Annotated in this window: 17 protein-coding genes; 11 read left to right on the top strand and 6 right to left on the bottom strand. The window is 66.7% G+C overall.

Features of this window, described 5'->3' with window-relative positions; all coding sequences use genetic code 11:
- Window positions 1-266: 266 nt before the first annotated feature.
- Genes HNP02_RS21055 through HNP02_RS21065 form a run of 3 tightly spaced genes read left to right on the top strand, consistent with a single transcriptional unit; the run spans window position 267 to window position 5,985 of the window.
- Window positions 267-4,469: an NEW3 domain-containing protein gene (locus tag HNP02_RS21055; protein WP_184442142.1), complete on the top strand. Its 4,203-nt coding sequence runs from the start codon at window positions 267-269 to the stop codon at window positions 4,467-4,469.
- Window positions 4,466-5,080: a malonyl CoA-ACP transacylase gene (locus HNP02_RS21060; protein ID WP_184442144.1), complete on the top strand. Its 615-nt coding sequence runs from the start codon at window positions 4,466-4,468 to the stop codon at window positions 5,078-5,080. The genes HNP02_RS21055 and HNP02_RS21060 overlap by 4 nt, the downstream gene beginning before the upstream one ends.
- The gene (locus HNP02_RS21065; protein WP_184442146.1) at window positions 5,080-5,985 is read left to right on the top strand and encodes an ROK family protein; all 906 of its coding nucleotides are present in this window, start codon (window positions 5,080-5,082) and stop codon (window positions 5,983-5,985) included. Before HNP02_RS21060 ends, HNP02_RS21065 begins: the two co-directional genes overlap by 1 nt.
- Here the strand turns inward: HNP02_RS21065 and HNP02_RS21070 are convergent.
- Window positions 5,886-6,335, bottom strand: coding sequence for a helix-turn-helix domain-containing protein (locus HNP02_RS21070; protein ID WP_309241648.1), 450 nt, complete (start codon window positions 6,333-6,335; stop codon window positions 5,886-5,888). The genes HNP02_RS21065 and HNP02_RS21070 overlap by 100 nt on opposite strands.
- 57 nt (window positions 6,336-6,392) lie before the next feature.
- Between HNP02_RS21070 and HNP02_RS21075 the strand changes: the two genes are divergently transcribed.
- From HNP02_RS21075 to HNP02_RS21090, 4 genes are all read left to right on the top strand, one after another.
- On the top strand, window positions 6,393-6,821 hold the full coding sequence (locus HNP02_RS21075) for a DUF1772 domain-containing protein (RefSeq protein ID WP_184442148.1): 429 nt from the start codon (window positions 6,393-6,395) through the stop codon (window positions 6,819-6,821).
- A 292-nt stretch (window positions 6,822-7,113) separates the two neighbouring features.
- Window positions 7,114-7,746 (top strand): 50S ribosomal protein L10, encoded by a 633-nt coding sequence (gene rplJ / locus HNP02_RS21080; protein ID WP_184442150.1) that lies wholly within the window; start codon window positions 7,114-7,116, stop codon window positions 7,744-7,746.
- Between the two features lie 50 nt (window positions 7,747-7,796).
- A complete protein-coding gene (rplL, locus tag HNP02_RS21085) occupies window positions 7,797-8,186 on the top strand; it encodes a 50S ribosomal protein L7/L12 (protein ID WP_184442152.1) in 390 nt (129 codons plus the stop codon).
- Window positions 8,187-8,388: 202 nt separating this feature from the next.
- The gene (locus HNP02_RS21090) at window positions 8,389-9,468 is read left to right on the top strand and encodes an ABC transporter ATP-binding protein (RefSeq protein ID WP_184442161.1); all 1,080 of its coding nucleotides are present in this window, start codon (window positions 8,389-8,391) and stop codon (window positions 9,466-9,468) included.
- An 80-nt stretch (window positions 9,469-9,548) separates the two neighbouring features.
- Here HNP02_RS21090 and HNP02_RS42905 read toward each other — a convergent pair whose 3' ends face one another.
- The 3 genes from HNP02_RS42905 to HNP02_RS21100 are packed head-to-tail and all read right to left on the bottom strand — an operon-like array spanning window position 9,549 to window position 10,387.
- Complete coding sequence (locus HNP02_RS42905) at window positions 9,549-9,962, bottom strand: hypothetical protein (protein WP_255506755.1); 414 nt, start codon at window positions 9,960-9,962, stop codon at window positions 9,549-9,551.
- Window positions 9,963-10,018: 56 nt separating this feature from the next.
- Window positions 10,019-10,222 carry a hypothetical protein gene (locus tag HNP02_RS42910; protein ID WP_255506756.1) on the bottom strand — a complete coding sequence of 68 codons (204 nt, stop codon included), beginning with the start codon at window positions 10,220-10,222 and terminating at the stop codon, window positions 10,019-10,021.
- A gap of 27 nt (window positions 10,223-10,249) precedes the next feature.
- Window positions 10,250-10,387: a hypothetical protein gene (locus HNP02_RS21100; RefSeq protein WP_184442163.1), complete on the bottom strand. Its 138-nt coding sequence runs from the start codon at window positions 10,385-10,387 to the stop codon at window positions 10,250-10,252.
- A gap of 95 nt (window positions 10,388-10,482) precedes the next feature.
- On the opposite strand from HNP02_RS21100, the gene HNP02_RS21105 reads away from it, so the two are divergent.
- The 3 genes from HNP02_RS21105 (at window position 10,483) to HNP02_RS21115 (ending at window position 18,711) form a co-directional block, all read left to right on the top strand.
- Window positions 10,483-10,779, top strand: a complete 297-nt coding sequence (locus HNP02_RS21105) for a hypothetical protein (RefSeq protein ID WP_184442165.1) — start codon at window positions 10,483-10,485, stop codon at window positions 10,777-10,779.
- Between the two features lie 389 nt (window positions 10,780-11,168).
- A complete protein-coding gene (locus HNP02_RS21110) occupies window positions 11,169-14,660 on the top strand; it encodes a DNA-directed RNA polymerase subunit beta (protein ID WP_221317820.1) in 3,492 nt (1,163 codons plus the stop codon).
- 100 nt (window positions 14,661-14,760) lie between these two features.
- Window positions 14,761-18,711: a DNA-directed RNA polymerase subunit beta' gene (locus tag HNP02_RS21115; RefSeq protein ID WP_184442169.1), complete on the top strand. Its 3,951-nt coding sequence runs from the start codon at window positions 14,761-14,763 to the stop codon at window positions 18,709-18,711.
- 110 nt (window positions 18,712-18,821) lie between these two features.
- On the opposite strand, the gene HNP02_RS21120 is transcribed toward HNP02_RS21115, so the two are convergent.
- Window positions 18,822-19,691, bottom strand: a complete 870-nt coding sequence (locus tag HNP02_RS21120; protein WP_184442171.1) for a hypothetical protein — start codon at window positions 19,689-19,691, stop codon at window positions 18,822-18,824.
- A 152-nt stretch (window positions 19,692-19,843) separates the two neighbouring features.
- Here HNP02_RS21120 and HNP02_RS21125 point away from each other — a divergent pair, with 152 nt between their 5' ends.
- A complete protein-coding gene (locus tag HNP02_RS21125; RefSeq protein ID WP_184442172.1) occupies window positions 19,844-20,593 on the top strand; it encodes a deoxyribonuclease IV in 750 nt (249 codons plus the stop codon).
- Between the two features lie 5 nt (window positions 20,594-20,598).
- On the opposite strand, the gene HNP02_RS21130 is transcribed toward HNP02_RS21125, so the two are convergent.
- Window positions 20,599-24,921, bottom strand: coding sequence for an Ig-like domain-containing protein (locus HNP02_RS21130; protein WP_184442174.1), 4,323 nt, complete (start codon window positions 24,919-24,921; stop codon window positions 20,599-20,601).
- Window positions 24,922-25,222: the final 301 nt, after the last annotated feature.

Below are 25,222 nucleotides of genomic sequence, written 5' to 3' on the forward strand. Positions count from 1 at the left end.
CGCAGACGCAGCAGAAGGACGCGCCGGTGACCCTCGAACGACAGCGACAACGGATCGCGCCACGTGGGCGCTCCCCTCGGCGGTCTCAAGTCGTCATTCACAGTAACTCCACTGTGACACACGATCGACGTATCGGCATCCGACGCACGGGGACGCCCGGCTGTCGGTGAAATGAATTGCTGCCCAATGACACCGATACGAATGTTGACGCGAGTTCAACTCGAATTCGCCTTCCCGACCGGGTCTGGCGAACGTACAGTGCGGACATGCCGGTCGAGCTGATCTCTGCGGAGTCGACGGAGCTGTTCACCGGACCACCGGACGAGCCGCGTCAAGTCGTACTGGTTTCCTACACCGGCTGCGTGGAGCCGACGCCCGTGCGGGTGCTCGGCGACGGCCTCGAAACCGTCGAATCCCCGATCGCCGCGCCCGGTGACGGCACGGTCGAGGTCTCCGTGCGGGTCGTTGGTGGCGCCGTTGGCGACGTCCGTGGCGCGCGCGCGGTCGCCGGTGACGCTGAAGACGCCGAACTCGCCTTCGACTTCACCGTCGCCGAACCCGGCTGGACGATGTTCATGATCAGCCACTTCCACTACGACCCGGTGTGGTGGAACACCCAGGCCGCCTACACCAGCGTGTGGACCGAGAACCCACCCGGTCGCTGCCGCCAGACGAACGGTTTCGACCTGGTCCATGCACACCTCGAAATGGCAAGGAGGGAAACCGAATACAAGTTCGTCCTGGCCGAGGTCGACTACCTGAAGCCGTACTGGGACACCCATCCCCGCGACCGTGCCGATCTGAAGCGGCTGATCGCCGACTGCCGCGTCGAGATCATGGGCGGCACCTACAACGAACCGAACACCAACCTCACCAGCCCCGAGACCGCGATCCGGAACTTCGTGCACGGGTTCGGCTTTCAGCGCGACGTCATGGGTGCCGATCCGGCCACCGCATGGCAACTCGACGTGTTCGGGCACGATCCGCAGTTCCCGGGGATGGCGGCCGACGCCGGGTTGACGTCCAGTTCGTGGGCCAGGGGACCACATCACCAGTGGGGCCCGATGGCCGGCGGCGGCGATCCCGAACGCATGCAGTTCGCCAGCGAGTTCGAATGGATGTCACCGTCGGGCCGCGGGCTGCTCACGCACTACATGCCCGCGCACTACGCGGCCGGATGGTGGATGGATTCCTCGCCGTCACTGGCGGAGGCGGAAGTGGCGACCTACGACCTGTTCGCAGGGTTGAAGCGAGTCGCGTTGACCCGCAACGTGCTCCTGCCCGTCGGCACCGACTACACCCCGCCGAACAAGTGGGTCACCGAGATCCACCGCGACTGGAACGCGCGCTACACCTGGCCGCGCTTCGTCTGTGCGCTGCCAAGCGAGTTCTTCGCCGCCGTGCGGGCCGAACTCGACGAGCGGGGTGGCACGCCGTCGCCGCAGACCCGGGACATGAACCCGATCTACACCGGCTGTCATGTCTCCTACATCGACACCAAGCAGGCCAACCGCGCGGCCGAACACGCCGTGCTGGAGGCCGAACGGTTCGCCGTCTTCGCCGGACTCCTCGCGGGCGCCACGTATCCCCATGCGGCACTGGCCAAGGCATGGGTCCAGCTGGCCTACGGTGCACATCACGACGCCATCACCGGCTCGGAATCCGACCAGGTCTACCTCGACCTCCTGACCGGGTGGCGCGACGCGTGGGAGCTGGGCCGAACCGCCCGCGACAACGCGCTGGCCCTGCTGTCAAGCGCCGTCGACGGCTGGGCGGTGGTGTGGAATCCGTTGGTGCACAACCGCACCGACGTCGTCACCGTCCAGCTCGACGAGCCGTTCCGCGGCACTGTCGTCGATGCCGACGGCAACGCGGTGCCAACGCTGGTCGAGCACGACGGACATTCGGTGACCTGGCTGGCGCGTGACGTCCCGTCGCTGGGGTGGCGGGCCTACCGGCTCGGCGACGGCGCCGCGACCGACTGGGAGCCGTTCGACGGCAACGAGATCGGCAACGACACCTACCGGCTGCGCGTCGACCCCGCCCGTGGCGGCGGGGTGTCATCTCTGACGGTGGACGGCCGGCAGCTGATCGCCGACGACCGCGTCGGAAACGAATTGGCCGTCTACGACGAGTATTCGGCGCACCCGCAGGCCGGCGAAGGCCCGTGGCATCTTCTGCCCTCCGGTCCGGTGGTCTGCTCGTCGGCCCATCCCGCCGACGTCCACGCCCAACGCAGCGCGCTCGGGGAACGGCTCACCATCAGCGGCAGGATCGACGGGCTGCTGCGCTACACCCAGACGGTGACCCTGTGGGACGGCGTCGACCGCGTCGACTGCCGCACCACCATCGATGAATTCACCGGAGCGGACCGCCTGCTCCGGCTGCGCTGGCCCTGCCCGGTGCCTGGCGCGATGCCCGTCAGCGAGGTCGGCGACGCGGTCATCGGTCGCGGTTTCGGCCTGATGCACGACCACGATCCGGCACACGCCGTCGACTCGGCCCAGCATCCGTCCACACTCGACAACCCCGCCTTCGGCTGGTTTGGGCTGTCGTCGGCCGTGCGGGTCCGGGTGGGGGGCGCGCACGCGAGGAGCAAGGACGACCTAAGCACCCGTGCCGTCTCGGTGGCCGAGGTGGTGTCGCCGAACCGGGACGCCGCGACGCGGGACCTGATGGTCGCCTTGGTTCGCGCCGGCGTCACGGCGACCTGCAGCAGTGCGGACAAGCCGCGGTACGGCGACCTGACCGTCGACTCGAACCTCCCCGACACCCGGATCGCGTTGGGTGGACCGGACGAGAACGCCTTCACGGCAGCGGTTCTCGCCGCCGCCGACGATGCCTACACCGAGGAACTCCACCGTCAGCTCGAGGCCAATGGTGTCGCACGGGTCTGGGTACCGGCCGACGCGCCACTGGCGCAACGCTGGGTGCCCGGCGCCGATCTGCGCGGTACCCGTGCCCTGCCCGTCCTCGTCGTCGCAGGCCGTGACGGTTTCGAGTCGGCCGCGGCGGCGCTCGTCGAGGACCTTGCCGACGCCGAGGTCACCGTCGACCAGGACGTGCCAAGCGGGATCGACGGATTCGAGGGCCGGACCGTGGCCGTGCTCAACCGCGGCGTGCCGAGCTTCGCCGTCGACACCGATGGCACGCTGCACACGTCGCTCATGAGGTCGTGCACGGGATGGCCGTCGGGCACGTGGATCGACCCGCCCCGACGCACCGCACCGGATGGGTCCAATTTCCAGCTGCAGCACTGGACGCACACGTTCGACTACGCCGTCGTGGCCGCCGACGGTGACTGGCGCGACGCAGGGCTGCCCGCCACCAGCGCGGAGTTCGGCCAACCGCTGCTCGGAGTCGTCGGGACCGCATCGTCGGCCGGCGGCCTTCCCGAGTGGGGATCGCTTCTCGAGGTGGAGCCCGCAGTTGGCATCGCGCTCGGGACGCTCAAGGTGGCAGGCAATCCCATCCCGCGGGGCAGCGCCGAGCACCTCGACGTCGAAGACGGCCTCGCCCTGAGGTTGGTCGAAACTCGCGGCCGCACAACGGACGTCGTCATCCGATCCGGCCTGCGCAACGTCGCCACACCAAAACGCCTCGATCTGCTGGAACAGTCGCGAGGGCCTGCCGGGGACGCATTGCGACTGCACGGCTACGAGATCGCCACGGTGCGGGCCCGTTTGAACATGCCGCGGATACTCGACGCCGAGCAGGTCACGCTCGCGCCGGATGCCGAAGTCGCGCAACCGCTCTACGCGCGCTACTGGTTGCACAATCGCGGTCCGGCGCCGCTGGGCGGTCTGCCCGTGGTCGCGCACCTGCATCCACACGACGTCGTGGCCGACCCCGGTGCGCCGGTGCAGTTGCAGCTGACCGCTGCCAGCGACTGCACCGATTCGGTGCTGCACGGCAGGGTGCGGCTGGTCGCCCCACCCGAGTGGACGGTCGAACCCATTGAGCTGCCGTTCGTGCTTCCGCCAGGCGAACATCTCGAGGCGACGGTCGCGCTGACGTCGCCGACGAACGCGGCACCCGGGCTCTACCCGGTGCGCGCCGAACTCGCGGTCACCGGCAACGCGCCGATCCCCGCGTCATGGCGCCAGGTGGTCGAGGACGTGTGCGTGGTGTCGGTCGGCGCGACCACCGATCAGATCCTGCGACTGCTCACCGAACCGCGGGCCGTGGACGTGTCCGCGGGGGAGGCGGCCACGCTCAGCGTCATCGTTGGCACCGACGCATACGCGGACCTCGCGGCCGAAGCGCACCTGATCAGCCCGTGGGGGACGTGGGAGTGGTTGGGGCCCTGCGTCGTCGGTGCGGAGATCCCTGCCCGCGGATCGGTCGTTCTCGACTTCGCGGTGACACCTCCTGCCTCAGTGCAGCCGGGCGAGTGGTGGGCGCTGATCCGGATCGCCTGCGCAGGCCACCTGCTGTACACACCCGCGGTGAAGGTGACGGTCCGATGAGCGAGCACATCGCCGCGACGGTCGGTGGGCGCCCGGTACTGGTGAGTGAGGTCGATCTGCGTGAAACACGTCTTCGCGCAACGGCATTGGCCGCGGCGCTACCGCGTGCAGGAACCAGTGAAGGGCGCCAACTGCGGCGGTGGCTCACCCAGTTGCTGGTGACCGAACGGGTCGTGGCCGCAGAGGCCGCCGTGCGCGGGCTGACCGCCGACGGCGCACCAGCCGAGGACGAGCTGCTGCCCGACGTGGCCGCCCGCCTAGAGATCGGCAGCGTGGCGGCGTCGGCGCTGGAGGATCCGATGGGCCGGGCGTTGTACGCACGCGTCACCGCCGACGTCCAGATCAGCGACGCCGAGGTCGAGGATTACCACGCGCGCAATCCCTTTCGCTTCGCCACGCCCACCATGACTACCGGGGGCTGGCACCATCCCGCCACCGCGCCGGCGCTGGCCGACGTCCGGCCGGCCATCACCCAGAATCTGCTGGCGGCCGCCCGTCGCCGAAGCTTTCGCGTCTGGCTCGACGCCCGGCGCGCGGCACTGGTCGAACTGGCGCCCGGCTACGAACACCCCGGCGATCCGCGTCAGCCCGACAACACCCACAAGCACTGATGAGCGCCTTGACCCTCGCACTCGACGTCGGCGGCACCAAGATCGCCGCGGGCCTCGTCGATGCCGACGGCACGCTGGTGCACCGCTCTCAGCTGCCAACTGCCGAGGGCGACGCCGAGGCGGTGTGGGCGGTGGCGCAGACGCTGATCGTCGAGACGTTGCAGAAGGCCGGCGGCGACGTGGCTGGCGTCGGGATCGCCTCGGCAGGACCGATCGACCTGGCCAGTGGCACCGTCAGCCCGATCAACATCATTGAGTGGCAACGGTTTCCGATCGTCGAACGGGTGACGGCCCTGACCGGAGGTCCTGTTCGGCTGGGCGGCGACGGGTTGTGCATGGCCCTCGGTGAGCAATGGCGCGGCGCAGCCAGGGGCGCGCAGTTCCTCCTCGGCATGGTGGTGTCCACCGGTATCGGCGGCGGCCTGGTGCTCGACGGCGCTCCCTACGACGGGCGCACCGGCAACGCCGGACACGTCGGCCATGTCGTCGTCGAACCCAACGGCGTGCCGTGCACCTGCAGTGGCCGCGGCTGCGTCGAGACCGTCGCGTCGGGCCCGCACCTGGCCCGGTGGGCGCGCGAGCACGGCTGGAACGCCCCTGCGGAAGCCGATGCCAAGGAACTCGCCGACGCGGCCAACGCGGGCGATCCCGTTGCGCTGTCCGCGTTCCGGCGCGGCGGGACAGCGCTGGCCAGGATGATCGCGTCGGTGGCTGCGGTGTGCGACCTCGACCTGGTGGTCATCGGCGGTGGTGTGGCCAAATCGGGCGCGCTGCTGTTCGACCCGCTGCGCGAGGCGCTGACGACCTACGCCGGCCTCGACTTCATCCGCGGGCTGCGGGTGCTGCCCGCCGAGCTGGCCGGCGACGCCGGCCTGGTGGGCGCGGCGGCCTTGGTGAATTCCTGAGACATCGTGCGCTCCATGTGCTTTCGGCCCCAGCCGCACAGGCTCTCGAGGACCGGCGCCAGGGTCATGCCGTACTCCGAGATGGAGTAGTGCACGCACGGCGGCACCGTCTGCGCGTCGTGGCGGTCCAGGATGCCCGCGTCGACGAGGTCGTGCAGATGGCGGATGAGCATGCGCTCGGTGATGTCGGGGATGCTGCGGCGTAGCTCGGCGGTGCGCATGGGGCCGTCGGTCAGGCGCCACAGAATGGTGCCCTTCCACCGGCCGTCGATCACCGTCAGCGCCGTATCGATCGGGCACTCGTTGATGCCCTTCTTCGAAACCGCCACCGCACCTCCCGGACCCTTCACGCTGCCAGATTTGTCAGTACCTTGTTTTCTGACAGCATACCGAGCAGGGTCGATGCCGTGATCGAATTGATAGAAATCGCCGCACTTCTGGTGGTGGGCCCGCTGGTCGGCGTCGAGTTCGGGGTGGCCGCCTTCACCACCCCGGTCGTCGCGAAGCTGCCCGACGCCGCGTTCCGTCAATTCCGCAGCGGTGGGGGCCGATTGCTGGGTGTGGTGATGCCGTTCTGGTACATCGGCGCTCTGGTGTTGCTCATCGCCGCTGCGGTGTTGTCCCGCGGCGCCCTCGTGATCGGCGCGGCCACGCTGATGGCGGCCGCTGTGCTGCTGTCGGTCACGACGCTCGTCCCGATCAACAACCGGATCGGCCGGTGGCAGACGGATGCGGACGTCTCGCGCGAGCTCGCAGGCCGATGGGACCGACTGCACTGGCTGCGGGTGGTCCTGCTGGCCGCGCTCTTCCTCCTCCTGGTGATTTCGGCACGCTGAGTTGCGGCGAGAGCGCGACCCCGCGTGCACAAATTGCAGGGGGGTGGGGGGCGGACGACGGCGTTTTGGCTGATCGGGGAGCGGCACGCTATTCTTGTCGGGTTCCACCGAAGACCGTCGGTCACCGAGAAATCGGTTGAAGGTCCGGGATTTGTCCCGGCGGCCCACGCAGGAGGACGAGGTAGTTGCATTCTTGCGCGCCCCGGCCATTCTGTGTCGGGGCGTTCGTCATTTCTCGGCCCTTCGTGACGGTTCGCGGTGAACACCCGAAACCATCCACGAGGAGGCATGCATGGCCAAGGCTGACAAGGCCACCGCGGTCGCTGACATCGCCGAACAGTTCAAGGAGGCGACGGCCACCGTCGTCACCGAGTACCGCGGCCTGACGGTGGCCAACCTGGCCGAGCTCCGACGCTCGCTCAGCGGTTCCGCCACCTATTCCGTCGCCAAGAACACCTTGGTGAAGCGGGCGGCGAGCGAGGCCGGAGTCGAAGGCCTCGACGAACTGTTCGCCGGTCCCACCGCGATCGCGTTCATCAAGGGCGAGCCCGTTGACGCCGCCAAGGCGATCAAGACCTTCGCCAAGGATCACAAGTCGCTGGTCATCAAGGGCGGCTACATGGACGGCAAGGCGCTGTCCGTGGACGAGGTCAACCGCATCGCGGACCTCGAGTCGCGCGAGGTGCTGCTGGCCAAGCTGGCCGGCGCGATGAAGGCCAAGACCAGCCAGGCCGCGGCGCTGTTCGCAGCCCCGGCATCGCAGGTCGCCCGCCTCATCTTCGCGCTGCAGGAGAAGCGGGCCGCGGAAGCGCCCGCCGAGGCATCGGCAGCCGCCGACGCAGAAGCACCGGCACCTGCCGAGGCAGAAGCAGAAGCACCGGCACCCGCCGAGGCGGAAACAGAAGCACCGGCATCCGCCGAATAAGCACTACCAAAATCCCACCAAGCAAGAAGTAATAAGGAAGGACCACAATCATGGCCAAGCTCAGCACCGAAGACCTGCTCGACGCGTTCAAGGAACTGACCCTGTTGGAGCTCTCGGAGTTCGTCAAGGCGTTCGAGGAGACCTTCGACGTCACCGCGGCCGCTCCGGTCGCCGTTGCCGCTGCCGGCCCCGCCGGTGGCGCCCCCGCCGAGGCTGCTGAAGAGCAGACCGAGTTCGACGTCATCCTCGAGGGTGCCGGCGAGAAGAAGATCGGCGTCATCAAGGTCGTCCGCGAGATCGTGTCCGGCCTGGGCCTCAAGGAGGCCAAGGATCTGGTCGACAGCGCTCCCAAGCCGCTGCTCGAGAAGGTCAACAAGGACGCCGCCGAGGAGGCCAAGGCCAAGCTCGAGGCCGCAGGCGCTTCGGTCACCGTCAAGTAGATTCGGCACACGTCGGCGCAGCCGACGAAGTGTGCACTGTGGGGTCGATCTGGCAAACAGATCGGCCCCACAGTCGTCTCACGGGGGTTACCGTCCGGCGCTACGCATTAAGGTGTGGCCGTCCAGATGCGTAAGCTACAGTGACTCAAGCCACAGCTGGGTGGCGTGTGGCGAAAACGCAGCATTGGCGGAAGGATCGCGCGTGGGCATCGGTATTCAGGTTGAGGGACTGACGAAGTCCTTCGGGCCCCAGCGAATCTGGGAGGACGTCACCTTCGAGATCCCCGCTGGTGAAGTCAGCGTGCTGCTCGGCCCGTCCGGTACCGGTAAGTCGGTGTTCTTGAAGTCGCTGATCGGGCTGCTGCGGCCCGAGCGCGGCAAGATCCTGGTCGATGGCACCAACATCATCGAGTGCTCGGCCAAGGAGCTCTACGAGATCCGCACCCTGTTCGGGGTGATGTTTCAGGACGGTGCGCTGTTCGGCTCCATGTCGCTGTATGACAACACCGCGTTCCCGCTTCGTGAGCACACGAAGAAGAAGGAATCCGAAATCCGCCAGATCGTCATGGAGAAGATGGAACTGGTCGGTCTGACCGGTGACGAGCAGAAGTTCCCCGGTGAGATCTCCGGTGGTATGCGCAAGCGCGCCGGGTTGGCCCGTTCGCTGGTGCTCGACCCGCAGATCATTCTGTGCGACGAGCCGGACTCCGGTCTGGATCCGGTCCGTACGGCATACCTGTCCCAGCTGTTGATCGACATCAACGCCCAGATCGACTGCACCATCCTGATCGTCACGCACAACATCAACATCGCCCGCACTGTGCCCGACAACATGGGCATGCTGTTCCGCAAGCATTTGGTGATGTTCGGTCCGCGCGAGGTGTTGTTGACCTCCGATGAGCCGGTGGTGAAGCAGTTCCTCAACGGTCGCCGGCTGGGTCCGATCGGCATGTCGGAGGAGAAGGACGAGTCGCAGATGGCCGAGGAGCAGGCGCTCGCCGATGCCGGTCACCACGATGGTGGCGTCGAGGAGATCGAGGGTGTGCCGCCGCAGATCCTGGCCACTCCGGGTATGCCGGAGCGCAAGGCCGTCGGCCGTCGTCAGGCCCGTGTGCGCGAGATCATGCACACGCTGCCGCCCGCGGCGCAGGAAGCCATCCGCGACGACCTCGAGGGCACGCACAAGTACGCATCGCACGAGTTCGGCGACGATCCGACCGCGCGTCACCGCCAGACCGAGGACGACTCGCCCACGGCCTCGATCCCCGTCGCCAAGGAGTGATCGGTCCCGGTCGACACGACCGGGGAGTTAGCCAATCGCACGCGCGTCCTGCTGACGCGCCCCTGTCGGGCGGTGTTCATTCAGTTTGGTGCCGCGATGCAGAGCACCTCGTCGAGGCTGGCGGCCTTCAGCCCATCGGCAATCGCTCGATCCACACGCCAGGTGTCGAACATCGCCGGGCCGCGGGCAATCACGTCGGTGAGGACGTAGCGGCCACCATCAGCGGCCCGGCGCACCGCGTCCTCCGCTGCGCTGACGCCCGTCAGCGTCACCGCATCACCGACGTTGATCCCGACCTGGACCACCTCTGGTTCCGCGTCGAGAACCGCGGTCAGACGGCTGATCAGAGGCTCGGGCGCGAAGAATCGCCAACCCTCGCCGAGATGCAGCCAGAAGCGACACTCGATCTCGCTGCGGATGGCTCTGCGCCCGCCGTCGCCGTAGCGCAGGTTGTAGACGTCCGCGTGAATGCCGTCGAAGTCGGGCGTACCCACGACCACGTCGTCTGCATCGATGACCCAGATGTAGTCGCCGTGCCCCTTGGCGAGGGTCAGCGCCTCCGACCGGTTGTGGCCGAAGTCTCGCCACGGCCGTTCGTGAGTTCACCGGGAATGCCAAGGTCCGCCATTTGGCTGCGGATCACGTCCTGGGTGCCATCGTCGGAGCCGGTGTCCACGATCACCCAGGAGGCGACATGGGGCGCGACCGAGCCGAGCACCTCTTGGATGATGTGCGCCTCGTTGCGGACGATCAAGTTGAGGCAGATCGTGGGGGCGGGCGGTCACAGAGTCGCCATCATCGTCAGTGGGAATTCGGCTGCCGCAGTGGATATTTCACGCCACCGACGGTGATGCAGCCGCCACGCCATGGCGTGGCGCAACAGCGCCGGATCGACTGATGCCACGGGCGGAATGTCCATGAGATTCCTCCTCGTCGCCTAACACCGTCAGCCTATCTGGCAAACCCGCGCGGAGCGGCAAACTACCGTCGCGTCATGGCGGCTGGGTCGAGACCGTGGGCAAGGCGGTGCAGATCCAAACGAACGCCGATCTGGGACCCGATCCGGTCGCGCAGAGGGCGGTCGCCGGCAACGCACGCTTGGCAATATTGGGCGGCGGCGACTACCTCCTGAGGATGCTTGGGCCGAACACCCCGAAGGAGCTGGGCGACGCCGTTCGCGCATTTGCCACCAACCTGCAAGACATCGGGATGAACGCGCTCGCCGACGTGCCGAACACCGATCCGGCCCAGGCTGCCCGGCTGCGTGATGGTGAGGCCAGCAGGATCCGGATCGCTCAGTTGTGCAAGTGAGCCAGCAACAGGGGCGACGACTTCCAGGAAAACTCCAGACAAAACGCGGCGCTATCTCTTGACGGACGGACCCAAACGGTCCAATCTGTTGGTCAGCATGTGTGCACGGATTGAAGACGCCAGCCAGCGCCTTGTGCACCCCTTCATGCGGTAGTTGAGGAATGCGCCGTCCTGCGCTATTGTTGGACGTTGCGCTGGCTGCCTCCTGCCCACCTCACCGCACCCCGACACCGTGGTCTTAGCCTGAGCCCTGCTCAGTGATCTAGTTGCGTGCCGTGTGTCCGTGAAGCGGACAGGCGAGAGCCAGCCGAACCGCAGATAACGCGGCGTAACGGGTCTGGCCCTTCACCAGGCATCCGATCGTCGCACGGGTGCTGGAAGGATGCATCTTGGCAGTCTCTCGCCAGAGCAAGTCAGTCGATATCACCAACAATTCCGTTCCGGGAGCCCCTGGTCGAGTTTCCTTCGCCAAGCTTCGTGAGCCGCTCGAGGTTCCGGGACTGCTGGACGTACAGACCGACTCGTTCGAATGGCTCATCGGTTCCGACCGGTGGCGTGAAAAGGCCCTAGAGCGCGGCGAGCCCACCCCCGTCGGTGGCCTCGAAGAGGTGCTCGCCGAACTGTCGCCGATCGAGGACTTCGCGGGCACGCTCTCGCTGAGCTTCTCCGACCCGCGCTTCGACGAGGTCAAGGCGCCCGTCGACGACTGCAAGGAAAAGGACCAGACGTACGCGGCCCCGCTGTTCGTCACCGCTGAGTTCATCAACAACCAGACCGGTGAGATCAAGAGCCAGACGGTCTTCATGGGCGACTTCCCGATGATGACCGAAAAGGGCACCTTCATCATCAACGGCACCGAGCGTGTCGTCGTGTCCCAGCTCGTCCGTTCGCCCGGCGTGTACTTCGACCGGTCCAAGGACAAGGCCACCGAGAACGACCTGACCAGTGTCAAGGTCATCCCGGGCCGTGGCGCATGGCTCGAGTTCGACGTCGACAAGCGCGCCACCGTCGGTGTCCGCATCGACCGCAAGCGCCGTCAGCCGGTCACCGTGCTGCTCAAGGCGCTCGGCTGGACCGCTGAGCAGATCGTGGAGCGCTTCGGCTTCTCCGAGATCATGATGTCGACGCTGGAGAAGGACAACACCGCCGGCTCCGACGAGGCACTGCTCGACATCTACCGGAAGCTGCGCCCGGGCGAGCCGCCCACCAAGGAGTCCGCGCAGACCCTGCTGGAGAACCTGTTCTTCAAGGAGAAGCGCTACGACCTGGCTCGCGTTGGCCGCTACAAGGTCAACAAGAAGCTGGGCCTCAACGCCGGCGCGCCGATCACCAGCTCGACGCTGACGCCCGAGGACATCGCCACCACCATCGAGTACCTGGTGCGCCTGCACGAGGGTCAGACCACGATGACCGCCCCCGGCGGCGTCGAGGTTCCGGTGGAGACCGATGACATCGACCACTTCGGCAACCGTCGCCTGCGCACGGTCGGCGAGCTGATCCAGAACCAGATCCGGGTCGGCCTGTCCCGCATGGAGCGCGTCGTCCGTGAGCGGATGACCACTCAGGACGTCGAGGCGATCACGCCGCAGACGCTGATCAACATCCGCCCGGTGGTTGCGGCCATCAAGGAGTTCTTCGGCACCAGCCAGCTGTCGCAGTTCATGGACCAGAACAACCCGCTGTCGGGTCTGACCCACAAGCGCCGTCTTTCGGCGCTGGGCCCGGGTGGTCTGTCCCGTGAGCGCGCCGGCCTCGAGGTTCGCGACGTGCACCCCAGCCACTACGGCCGGATGTGCCCGATCGAGACCCCTGAGGGCCCGAACATCGGCCTGATCGGTTCGCTGTCGGTATACGCACGGGTCAACCCGTTCGGCTTCATCGAGACGCCGTACCGCAAGGTCGTCGACGGTGTGGTCACCGACGAGATCCAGCACCTGACCGCCGACGAGGAGGACCGCCACGTCGTGGCGCAGGCCAACTCGCCGATCGATGCCGATGGTCGCTTCACCGAGGACCGCATCCTGGTCCGCCGCAAGGGTGGTGAGGTCGAGAACGTCACGCCCGCGCAGGTCGACTACATGGACGTCTCGCCGCGCCAGATGGTTTCCGTCGCGACCGCGATGATCCCGTTCCTCGAGCACGACGACGCCAACCGCGCCCTGATGGGTGCGAACATGCAGCGCCAGGCAGTTCCGCTGGTTCGCAGCGAGTCGCCGCTGGTCGGTACCGGCATGGAGCTTCGTGCCGCCATCGACGCAGGCGACGTCGTCGTCGCCGACAAGGCCGGCGTCATCGAGGAGGTGTCCGCCGACTACATCACCGTGATGGCCGACGACGGCACCCGGCACACCTACCGGATGCGCAAGTTCGCTCGGTCCAACCACGGCACGTGCGCCAACCAGCGTCCGATCGTGGACGCCGGGCAGCGCGTCGAGAGCGGCCAGGTCATCGCCGACGGCCCATGCACCGAGAACGGTGAGATGGCGCTTGGCAAGAACCTGCTCGTGGCGATCATGCCGTGGGAAGGCCACAACTACGAGGACGCCATCATCCTCTCGCAGCGCCTGGTTGAGGAGGACGTCCTGACGTCCATCCACATCGAGGAGCACGAGATCGATGCGCGCGACACCAAGCTGGGCGCCGAGGAGATCACCAGGGACATCCCGAACGTCTCCGACGAGGTGCTCGCAGACCTCGACGAGCGCGGCATCGTCCGCATCGGCGCCGAGGTTCGTGACGGCGACATCCTGGTCGGCAAGGTCACCCCGAAGGGCGAGACCGAGCTGACCCCGGAGGAGCGGCTGCTGCGCGCGATCTTCGGCGAGAAGGCCCGCGAGGTTCGCGACACGTCGCTCAAGGTGCCGCACGGTGAGTCCGGCAAGGTCATCGGCGTTCGGATGTTCTCTCGCGAGGACGACGACGAGCTGCCTGCCGGCGTCAACGAGCTGGTCCGCGTCTACGTGGCCCAGAAGCGCAAGATCTCCGACGGCGACAAGCTCGCCGGACGCCACGGCAACAAGGGCGTCATCGGCAAGATCCTGCCGGTCGAGGACATGCCGTTCATGCCGGACGGCACCCCCGTCGACATCATCCTGAACACGCACGGTGTGCCGCGACGGATGAACATCGGCCAGATCCTCGAGACGCACCTCGGCTGGGTGGCCAAGAGTGGCTGGAAGATCAACGTCGCCGAGGGGACGCCCGAATGGGCGGCCGCTCTGCCGGAGGGACTGCTGGAGTCGCCCCCGAACTCGATCGTCTCCACGCCGGTGTTCGACGGCGCCCGTGAAGGGGAGCTGGAGGGCCTGCTCGGCTCGACGCTGCCCAACCGCGATGGTGACGTGATGGTCAACGCCGAGGGCAAGTCGCAGTTGTTCGATGGACGCAGTGGCGAGCCGTTCCCGTACCCGGTGACGGTCGGCTACATGTACATCCTGAAGCTGCACCACTTGGTGGACGACAAGATCCACGCCCGTTCCACCGGCCCGTACTCGATGATCACCCAGCAGCCGTTGGGTGGTAAGGCGCAGTTCGGTGGCCAGCGGTTCGGCGAGATGGAGTGCTGGGCCATGCAGGCCTACGGCGCGGCGTACACGCTGCAGGAGCTCTTGACGATCAAGTCCGACGACACCGTCGGTCGCGTCAAGGTCTACGAGGCGATCGTCAAGGGCGAGAACATCCCCGAGCCGGGCATTCCCGAGTCGTTCAAGGTGCTGCTCAAGGAACTGCAGTCGCTGTGCCTCAACGTCGAGGTGCTTTCGTCCGAGGGCCAGACGATCGAAATGCGCGACACGGACGACGAGGACCTGGAGCGCGCTGCCGCGAACCTGGGAATCAACTTGTCCCGCAACGAGTCTCCGTCCGTCGAAGACCTTGCTTAGCGATGAGCGCTTGCGCGAAGAGCATTGGGCATAGCCGCAGCACTGCCGCGGACACTAAGTAGTTAGCAGTTACTAAACCCGCAAGGGGAAAGGGAGTTACGTGCTAGACGTCAACTTCTTCGATGAACTCCGCATTGGCCTCGCCACTGCGGACGACATCCGCAACTGGTCCTTCGGCGAGGTCAAGAAGCCGGAGACCATCAACTACCGAACGCTGAAGCCCGAGAAGGACGGCCTGTTCTGCGAGAAGATCTTCGGACCTACTCGCGACTGGGAGTGCTACTGCGGCAAGTACAAGCGCGTTCGCTTCAAGGGCATCGTCTGTGAGCGCTGCGGCGTCGAGGTGACGCGTGCCAAGGTGCGCCGTGAGCGGATGGGCCACATCGAACTGGCCGCACCCGTCACCCACATCTGGTACTTCAAGGGCGTTCCTTCGCGCTTGGGCTACCTGCTCGACCTGGCGCCGAAGGATCTCGAGAAGATCATCTACTTCGCTGCCTACGTCATCACCGCCGTCGACACCGAGATGCGGCACAACGAGCAGTCCACGCTCGAAGCCGAGATGGTCGTCGAGAAGAAGGCCGTCGAGGATCAGCGCGATCTGGATCTGGCCGAGCGTAGCCAGAAGCTCGAGAACGACCTGGCCGAGCTCGAGAAGGAAGGCGCCAAGTCCGACGTTCGCCGCAAGGTGCGCGACGGCGGCGAGCGCGAGATGCGTCAGCTCCGCGATCGGTCCCAGCGTGAGCTGGACCGGCTCGACGAGATCTGGACCACCTTCGTGAAGCTGGCGCCCAAGCAGCTCATCGTCGACGAGGTGCTCTACCGCGAGCTCGTCGACCGCTATGGCGAGTACTTCCAGGGCGCCATGGGCGCGGAGTCGATCAAGAAGCTCATCGAGAACTTCGACATCGACGCCGAGGCCGAGTCGCTGCGCGACACCATCAAGAACGGCAAGGGCCAGAAGAAGCTTCGTGCCCTCAAGCGACTCAAGGTCGTCGCCGCGTTCCAGATGAACCGCAACTCGCCCATGGGCATGGTGCTCGATGCCGTTCCGGTGATCCCGCCGGAGCTGCGCCCGATGGTTCAGCTCGACGGTGGCCGTTTCGCCACGTCCGACCTGAACGACCTGTACCGCCGCGTGATCAACCGCAACAACCGCCTCAAGAGGCTGATCGACCTCGGTGCACCCGAGATCATCGTCAACAACGAGAAGCGGATGCTGCAGGAGTCGGTGGACGCGCTGTTCGACAACGGCCGTCGTGGCCGTCCCGTCACCGGGCCGGGCAACCGTCCGCTCAAGTCGCTGTCCGATCTGCTCAAGGGCAAGCAGGGCCGGTTCCGTCAGAACCTGCTCGGCAAGCGCGTCGACTACTCGGGCCGTTCGGTCATCGTGGTCGGCCCGCAGCTCAAGCTGCACCAGTGCGGTCTGCCCAAGCTGATGGCACTCGAGCTGTTCAAGCCGTTCGTGATGAAGCGTCTGGTCGACCTGAACCACGCGCAGAACATCAAGAGCGCCAAGCGCATGGTCGAGCGTCAGCGTGCGCAGGTGTGGGACGTCCTCGAAGAGGTCATCTCCGAGCACCCCGTGCTGCTGAACCGCGCACCAACGCTGCACCGGTTGGGTATCCAGGCCTTCGAGCCGATGCTGGTCGAGGGCAAGGCAATCCAGCTGCACCCGCTGGTCTGTGAGGCGTTCAACGCCGACTTCGACGGTGACCAGATGGCAGTCCACCTGCCGCTGTCCGCCGAGGCGCAGGCCGAGGCACGCATCCTGATGCTGTCGAGCAACAACATCCTGTCGCCGGCATCGGGCCGTCCGCTGGCCATGCCCCGTCTGGACATGGTGACCGGGCTGTACTTCCTGACCACCCTGATTCCCGGGGACATCGGCGAGTACGTGCCTGCCGCCAAGGATCAGCCGGAGTCGGGTGTGTACAGCACGCCCGCCGAGGCCCAGATGGCCGTCGACCGTGGCTCGCTCTCGGTGCGGTCCAAGATCAAGGTGAGGCTGACGCAGCTGCGCCCGCCCGCCGACATCGAGGCGGCAATGTTCGGCGAGGGTGGCTGGCGACCGGGCGACGCCTGGATGGCCGAGACCACGTTGGGCCGGGTGCTGTTCAACGAGCTGCTGCCCAAGGCCTACGCCTTCGTCGACGAGCAGATGCACAAGAAGGTCCAGGCGCGGATCGTCAACGATCTCGCCGAGCGCTACCCGATGATCGTGGTGGCGCAGACCGTCGACAAGCTCAAGGACGCCGGCTTCTACTGGGCCACCCGTTCCGGTGTCACGGTGGCGATGGCCGACGTGCTGGTGCCGCCGCAGAAGGTCGAGATCCTCGACCGCTACGAGGCCGAAGCCGACGGCATCGAGAAGAAGTACCAGCGTGGCGCTCTGAACAAGGAAGAGCGCAACGAAGCACTGGTCAAGATCTGGCAGGACGCCACCGAAGAGGTCGGCAAGGCGCTGGAGAAGTACTACCCCGAGGACAACCCGATCATCACGATCGTGAAGTCCGGTGCCACGGGTAACCTCACCCAGACCCGCACGCTGGCAGGCATGAAGGGCCTGGTGACGAACCCGAAGGGTGAGTTCATCCCGCGCCCGATCAAGTCGTCCTTCCGTGAGGGCCTGACGGTGTTGGAGTACTTCATCAACACCCACGGCGCCCGTAAGGGCCTGGCGGACACCGCACTTCGTACCGCTGACTCGGGTTACCTGACCCGTCGTCTGGTCGACGTGAGCCAGGACGTCATCGTTCGCGAGACCGACTGCGAGACCGAGCGTGGCATCAACGTCACCTTGGCCGAGCTGTCGGCCGACGCCGAGCTCATCCGCGATCCGCACATCGAGACGTCGGCGTACGCACGTACGTTGGCCACCGATGCGGTCGACGAGAAGGGCAACGTCGTCATCTCGCGCGGCCACGACCTTGGCGACCCGGCGATCGAGGCTCTCCTCGCCGCCGGCATCACCACCGTCAAGGTGCGTTCGGTGCTGACCTGCACGACCGGTACCGGCGTGTGTGCGATGTGCTACGGCCGTTCGATGGCCACCGGCAAGCTGGTGGACATCGGCGAGGCAGTCGGCATCGTCGCCGCCCAGTCGATCGGTGAGCCCGGCACGCAGCTGACCATGCGTACCTTCCACCAGGGTGGCGTCGGTGAGGACATCACCGGTGGTCTGCCCCGCGTGCAGGAGCTGTTCGAGGCCCGCGTGCCGCGCAACACCGCGCCCATCGCGGACGTCTCCGGGCGGATTCGTCTGGAGGAGACCGAGAAGTTCTACAAGATCACGATCATTCCGGATGACGGAAGCGAAGAAGTGGTCTACGACAAGGTCTCTCGTCGTCAGCGCCTGAAGGTGTTCAAGCACGAGGACGGCACCGAGCGTCTGCTCTCCGACGGCGACCACGTCGAGGTCGGCCAGCAGTTGATGGAGGGCTCGGCCAACCCGCACGAGGTTCTGCGCGTGCAGGGCCAGCGCAGTGTCCAGATGCACCTCGTCAACGAGGTGCAGGACGTCTACCGCGCTCAGGGCGTGTCGATCCACGACAAGCACATCGAGGTCATCGTCCGGCAGATGCTGCGTCGCGTGACCATCATCGACTCGGGCGCAACGGAATTCCTGCCCGGTTCGTTGACCGAGCGTGCGGAGTTCGAGTCGGAGAACCGGCGCGTCGTGGCCGAGGGCAATGAGCCCGCGGCAGGCCGCCCGGTGCTGATGGGTATCACGAAGGCATCGCTGGCCACGGATTCGTGGTTGTCGGCGGCGTCGTTCCAGGAGACCACTCGCGTCCTGACCGATGCGGCGATCAACTGCCGCAGCGACAGGCTGAATGGTCTGAAGGAGAACGTGATCATCGGCAAGCTGATCCCGGCCGGTACGGGCATTGCCCGCTACCGGGACATCCAGGTGCAGCCGACCGAGGAAGCCCGCGCCGCGGCGTACACGATCCCGTCCTACGAGGATCAGTACTACAGCCCGGACTTCGGCCAGAGCTCCGGCCAGGCCGTCCCGCTGGACGACTACGGCTTCAGCGACTACCGCTAGTCATGTCACGAGAACGGCCCCCGGGATCCCCGGGGGCCTTTTTCGTTGCGCGAGTGTGCATCTGACGAGGGAAGTGGGGCTCAAATCTCGTCAGGCGCACATTCGCGGTGTCACCAGACCATGCCGCGCTCTCGGAGGAGTGTTTCGACGCGGCGCACGTAGGTCGCTCTTCGGTAGTACAGGAGGTCGCGGCTCACTCGGATGACGGCCCAGCCCAGGTCGTTGAGCTCGTACCCCTTGTCGATATCACGCTGCCGGATGATCGGATCGGTCCAATGCTGCGGGCCGTCGTATTCGATGGAGACCTTGACGCCTTTGTAGGCCATGTCGACACGCGCGATGAACTCGCCGTAGCGGCCTCGAATAACGTGCTGAGTTGAGGGCGCGGGCAGGCCAGCGTCGATCAAGGCCAGGCGAGCGTCGGTTTCCTGGGGCGATTCGGCGCCGCCGTCCATCAGCGGGAGGACGCGGCGCAGCCGGTGCAGGCCGCGTGCACCGGCGTGTGCGGTGGCGATGGCTTCGACGTCTTCAATGGTTACGCGTGTCGCGTTGGCGAGCGCGTCGAGGCGCTGAATCGCCTGAATCCTGCCAACGGTGTGCCTGCCGATGTCGTATGCCGTCCGTGCGGGGGCGGTTACCCGCATCTCGCCGGCGCTTGTCACCTCGTCGGGCCGGAGGTCTTCGGTCCGGACGACGAGATCCGTCGGTGCCCTGCGGTTGTCGTGGATCAGTTCGGCCGGGTCGGCGCCGTCGATCCACTTGGTCCTCAACACGGCGGCCGCCGACTGCCCGGCCAAGGTACCGCGCCTCTTCGACCACAGCCAGGCAGCCGTGGCGCGTTGGATCGCGGACACGTCAGCGCCCTTCGGTACGTAGATGCCGGGGTAGATCTGCTCATAGCGGGTACGGACGGTGTGCTCGGGGACCATTCGGGCCGACAGGGCTTCGGTGCCGATGAACGGCCAGGGCGGCGATGACATGAGCGGATGGTGCGCGTTTCGGGCGATCCGCCGTCGAACTCATCCACAGCCCTCCACTGTGCGCGTCACGATGAAATCGGCCCGAGAATCTCGTCACGTTCACACTCGGCGCCCCAAGGTGGCATGTCGGGGTCCGTGCATAAACTGGCCACGTGCTGATTGGTTCGCATGTTCATTCCGAAGACCCGCTCGCTGCCGCCGACGCGGACGGCGCCGAGGTCGTGCAGTTCTTCCTCGGCGACCCGCAGAGCTGGAAGAAGCCGAAACCGCGCGACGATGCGCAGACGCTCAAAGCCTCCACGGTCCCGCTCTACGTCCACGCGCCGTACCTGATCAACGTGGCGTCGGCCAACAACCGGGTGCGCATCCCGTCGCGCAAGATCCTGCAGGACACCTGTGACGCGGCGACCGAGGTCGGTGCCACCGCGGTGATCGTGCACGGCGGGCACGCCGACGACAAGGACATGGAGGCCGGGTTCGACCGCTGGGTCAAGGCGCTCGACTCCCTCAAGACCGATATGCCGGTGTACCTGGAGAACACCGCCGGCGGTGACCACGCGATGGCACGCCACTTCGACACGATCGCCCGACTGTGGGACCGCATCGGCGACAAGGGCATCGGCTTCTGCCTGGACACCTGCCACGCCTGGGCGGCCGGCGAAGCGCTGATCGACGCCGTCGAGCGCATCAAGGCCATCACGGGCCGCATCGACCTGGTGCACTGCAACGATTCTCGGGACGCCGCGGGCTCGGGCGCCGATCGCCACGCCAACTTCGGCACCGGCCAGATCGACCCCCAGTTGTTGGTGGCGGTCGTCAACGCCGCCGATGCGCCGGTGATCTGCGAGACCGCCGACGAGGGCCGCAAGGACGACATCGCGTTTCTGCGCGACCACGTCTGACCGGACTACAGGACGCTCGCGTTCTTGGCAGCTTCGATGGCGTCGTTCTCCGCGATCACCGTGATTACCGCTGCAGCCGAGGGCTTCGGCGTCCAGTCCGCCCGGAACAGACCGAACGACGCTTCGGCCGGATCCGCGTTCGCATTGTCAACGAGGGTGTGGATGAACGCCGGCCCGGCGAAGGACACCGTGCGCCACCCCCGCAGGAAGTCGCTCAGATACGCGGCCTGGTTGGCATCGTCAGCTGCCGATGACGGCTCGCCGTACTCGGTCGCCCAGATCTTCTTGTAACCGTCCCCGTTGGCGACCATCAGGTCGTGGATCCGGTTGACCTGGGTAAGCGGCGACTCGTAGTAGATTCCGCCTTGCGTGAAGGGCGTCGTGTACTGATACGGGTGGAATGACAGCGCATCGAAGTAGCCTGCCGCGCCGGCGTCGTACATCTCCGAGACGAATCGCACCGGGTTCACCAACCAGTCGCCGAAGTCGACGACGGAACCGACGGATGCCGCCACCACGACGGCGTTGGGATCAGCAGCCTTGATGGCCAGGTATGTCGGCTTCAACAGCGCGGTGTACTGGGCGGCGTTGGGCCCCGGCTGCCAGAAGTTGATGCCGTTGGGCTCGTTCCACACTTCCCACGCCGTGACCTTGCCCTTGTAGCGTGCGGCGGCGAGCCCGGCGAACGCGGCGAATTGCGCGTTGTCGGCTGGCATTCCGGCCAGCGGCATCGTGTTCGGCACCGCCGCCCAGGTCGGCGTGGAGTTGAGTATCCCGAGTACCTTGATGTTGCGTGCCGCCGCGCTGTTGATGACGCGGTCCACCGCGCTCCAGTCGCCCCAGCCCTGCACGGGCTCGACGGCCGCCCACGGCACCAACACGCGGATGTCGGTGACGCCGACGGACTGCAGCGCATCGAGTGCGGTGTCGATCTCGGCCTGCGAGTAGAACAACAGATCCGGCACGTGAATGGCGACGCTTGTGGCGCGCTGGTCGACGGCGTTCGCCGCGGGCGGCACGACCGTGACCGACACCGTGGTGGTCGTCGATGCACCGAGTGCGTCCTTGACCGTCACGGTGAACACGTCGGTGTCGACGCCGGGCGTCACCAGCGCGGTGTAGCGGGCATCGACCGTGGGGGTGTAGGTGTAGGCACCCGTGGCGGCGTCGACCTTGAGGACGCCCTTGGCCGGACCGGCAGTGACGGTGTAGGTCAGCGCATCGCCGTCCGGGTCGGTCGCGGTGATCTTGCCCGTTACGGTCCCAATTGCCGACGACGAACTGCCGACGGTGGTAATGCCGATTACCGGCGCATGATTCCCGATCGAGTACGGCGTGATGGGTGCGGTCAGAGTGAACGTGGCGGTCCCGCCGTACCCGTCGGCCACGGTGATCGCGATGGCCTCGGTCTTCGTGGCCGGGGCGGCGTTCGGCGCGGAGGCGGCGTCGCGCGCTGCGGTCGCCGGGGTGTAGGTGAAGCTGCCGTTGGCGCCGATGGTCAGCGTGCCCTTCTGCGGCGTTGCCGAGGTGAACGTCAACTTGTCGCCGTCGAGGTCGACCGCCGTCAGGGTGCCGGTGACCGCGCCCGTCGTCGTATTGACTTGCGTCACTGTGCCCGTGCCACCGGTGGGCGCGGTGTTGGTGGGGCTGATGCTCACGGTGACCGAGGTGGTGACGACGCCGCCGTGCCCGTCATTGACCGCGACGGTGAAGGTGTCCTGCTTGTCGGCGGCTGTGGCGCCGACCTTCTGCGCGGCATGACGTGCGATGGCCGTCGGGGTGTAAGTGAAACCGCCTGTGGCCGTGAGCGTCACGCTGCCCTTGGTGGGAACGGACGACGTGTAGGTGATGACGTCGTTGTCGGCGTCGACGCCCGTGACGTTGCCCGTGACGACTCCCGTCGCGCTGTTCGGCGAGCCGACGGTCTTCGTTATCGTCGGAACCGTGTTCGTCGGGCTGACGTCGACGGTGATCCTGGTCGTGACGACGCCACGCCTGCCGTCGGTCACGGTCACGGTGAACGAGTCGGTGGTGACGCTCGACGGCGCGCCGACCGTCGAGGCGGCATGCCGGGCGGCCGCGGTCGGTGTGTAGGTGAACGTGCCATTCGCGCCGACGACGACGCTTCCCTTGGTCGGCGCCCCGGACACGGTGTAGCTCAACGGATCTCCGTTGGGGTCGGTCACGCCGACGGTTCCGGTGATCGCACCCGTGGTCGCGTTGGGGGCGCCCTTCGTCGCGGTCCCTACCACCGGATTCGCGTTCGGCGCAGTCAACGAGATGACGTGCACGACGCCGGCTGGGCGGTCGGTCACGTATAGCTCGGTGCCATCGGGGCTAACGGTCGCCCCTGGGCTTTGCGAGATGTCGTTCGTCGGGCGAGTGGCGATGGCGACGAACATTCCGCCGTTCGCGGCGTTGAACGCACCGACGCGACCGGCGGCATCAGTCACGATCAGTGTAGTGCCGTCACCGCTGACGGCCACTGCAGCGGCGGGCAAGCCGCCGGTCTGGATGACTCCAATCAGGGCGCGGGTCTTGGTGTCGATGACCGATACGGTTCCGTTGTCGGAGCCGACGTAGAGCCTCCCGTTGTCGGGGCTGACCGTCAACGAGGTTGCCTTGCTGGTCAATTGCGTCAATTGGGTGGCCGTCGTCGAGGTCGGCCCGAAGGTCAGGACCGCGGTGCCGCCGGTGGGCGTGTCAGTGGTGACGTAGACCCGTGTGTTGTCGGGGCTGGCGGCGATACCGGTCGGGCGGTACCCGGTGGGCAGTGTGGTGGTGGTGGCGACCGTGTTGGTCGAGGTGCTGATGCGCAGCACCTTGGCCGTGTCATAGCTCGTCACGTACACGGATGCGCCGCCGGGGGCCATGGTGATCGCGGTGGGCTTGGCGACGGCGATGGTCGCCTTGACCGCTCCGGTGGCTGTGTCCAGAACCGTCACGGTGTTCTTGGTCGAGCTCGACACGTAGAGCCTGGTGCCGTCCTGCTTCACGGCCACGCCGTCGGGTGCAGCGCCGGCGGCGTAGGTGCCCAGCACGGTGGCCGTGGCGGTGTCGATCACCGTGACGGTGCCCGCGTCCCGGTTCGTCACGTAGGCGCGGGTATTGGTGGCTGCGACGGCACCTGCACCGCCCACCCCGGCGACGTCGGTGCGGACACCGATCAGGACGGCCGAGACGGGGATGTTGATCTGGACGGGCACCTTGTTCACGCCGTCCGACACGGTGACGGTCATGGCGACAGTGGTGGCCTGCCATGGGGTGCTCCCCGCGAGGATCCGCTGCGCGGCGGTGGGGGTGTAGGTGAACGTGGCCGCGGTCGCGTTGTAGACCAGCGTCCCGAGGGACGGGTTGGTGGTCAGGGTGATGGTGGGCGTCGTGCCCTCTGGGTCGGTGGCGACCACCTTTCCCGTCACCGCACCCGTGACCGGGTTGGCCGTCGAGAACGTTCCCACCGCCGTCGGAGCCTGGTTCACGACCGCCGTCGCGACGACCTGGGCAGCGGCCATCCGCATGGCGGTCGGTGCGACTTCCGCTACGGCTTCTGTACCGACTTCGCGGCGGGCTGCCGCGAGGAACATCCACGCCAGCGGCGACTCCGTCAATCCGCGCTGCAGCGCCGCGAGGAACGACGACAACACCGGCGCCACGACGTTTCTCAGAACCGACGTGATTGTCGTTTCGATCGGGCTGAGTGCCGGCGTCACGATGGTCGGTGCCGTCGAGACCGAGAGTTGCGTCGCGGTAATGCCCGTGGCTGGCGCCTTCGCGCTCATCAGCGAAAGCGGCGGGGCGACACCGTCATCGGCGGTGGTGCTGCGGCCGGAGGTGTGCGCGAGTGTCGACGGGGTCGGCTTTGGAGCGGGGGCCGACGACATTGCGGTGTCAGACGGCATCCCGCTGTCGCGGAACTTGTTGTGTGGCAGCGAGGTTGCCGGTGTGGACGTGGTGTCCGATTGGACGGACGCGTGGGCTCGGCCGGCGGTGCCGTCGGTCGGCTCGGCTGGATTCGACACAGTGCCGTGGGTCGACGACTGAGCGCCACCCGAGGACGACACCGTCACGCCGGGCGCCACCTCGACGGTCTCCGACGAACCCTTGTCGACGTCCGTCGGCGGCGGCGTCGTCGTTCCCGATGACGAGCCGTTGGCCGGGCCCGGCTGCGCGGCGGATGGCTCGGTGGCGTCGGTGCCCCCGTCGGCGCCCTGACCGTCCGCCGACGGCGAGTCGCTCGTCGTGTCAGGGTTCGCCCACGCGATTCCCGCCGGTGCGGCGATGGCGGACCCCACGCCCAGTGCGACTGCGAGCGCTCCAATTCGACCCACGAAATTGCTGTATTCCATCGTCCCCACGACCCCCCGGTCAGTACTCGACTACCCGCGGTCGCGATCGCGCTGCAGGCCAGATCCTCAAGAAGGATGCTGCTGACGTCAGCGTTAGTTTACCGAGTTGAATACATTGCTGGGCGATAATCTGAAGTTTGCTCAGTATCCCAGCACAGGCTGTTTATCCAGGTGCGATGGCTGAATTGCAAGTCGCTCTCGGTATCTGATCTTGTTTGCCCGCGTTGGGCTTGTTGGAAACCGGTCGAATGGTCATCGCGCGCATCGACGAACCACCATTACC

Source organism: Mycobacterium sp. AZCC_0083 (assembly GCF_014202335.1).
Classification (GTDB): Bacteria; Actinomycetota; Actinomycetes; order Mycobacteriales; family Mycobacteriaceae; genus Mycobacterium.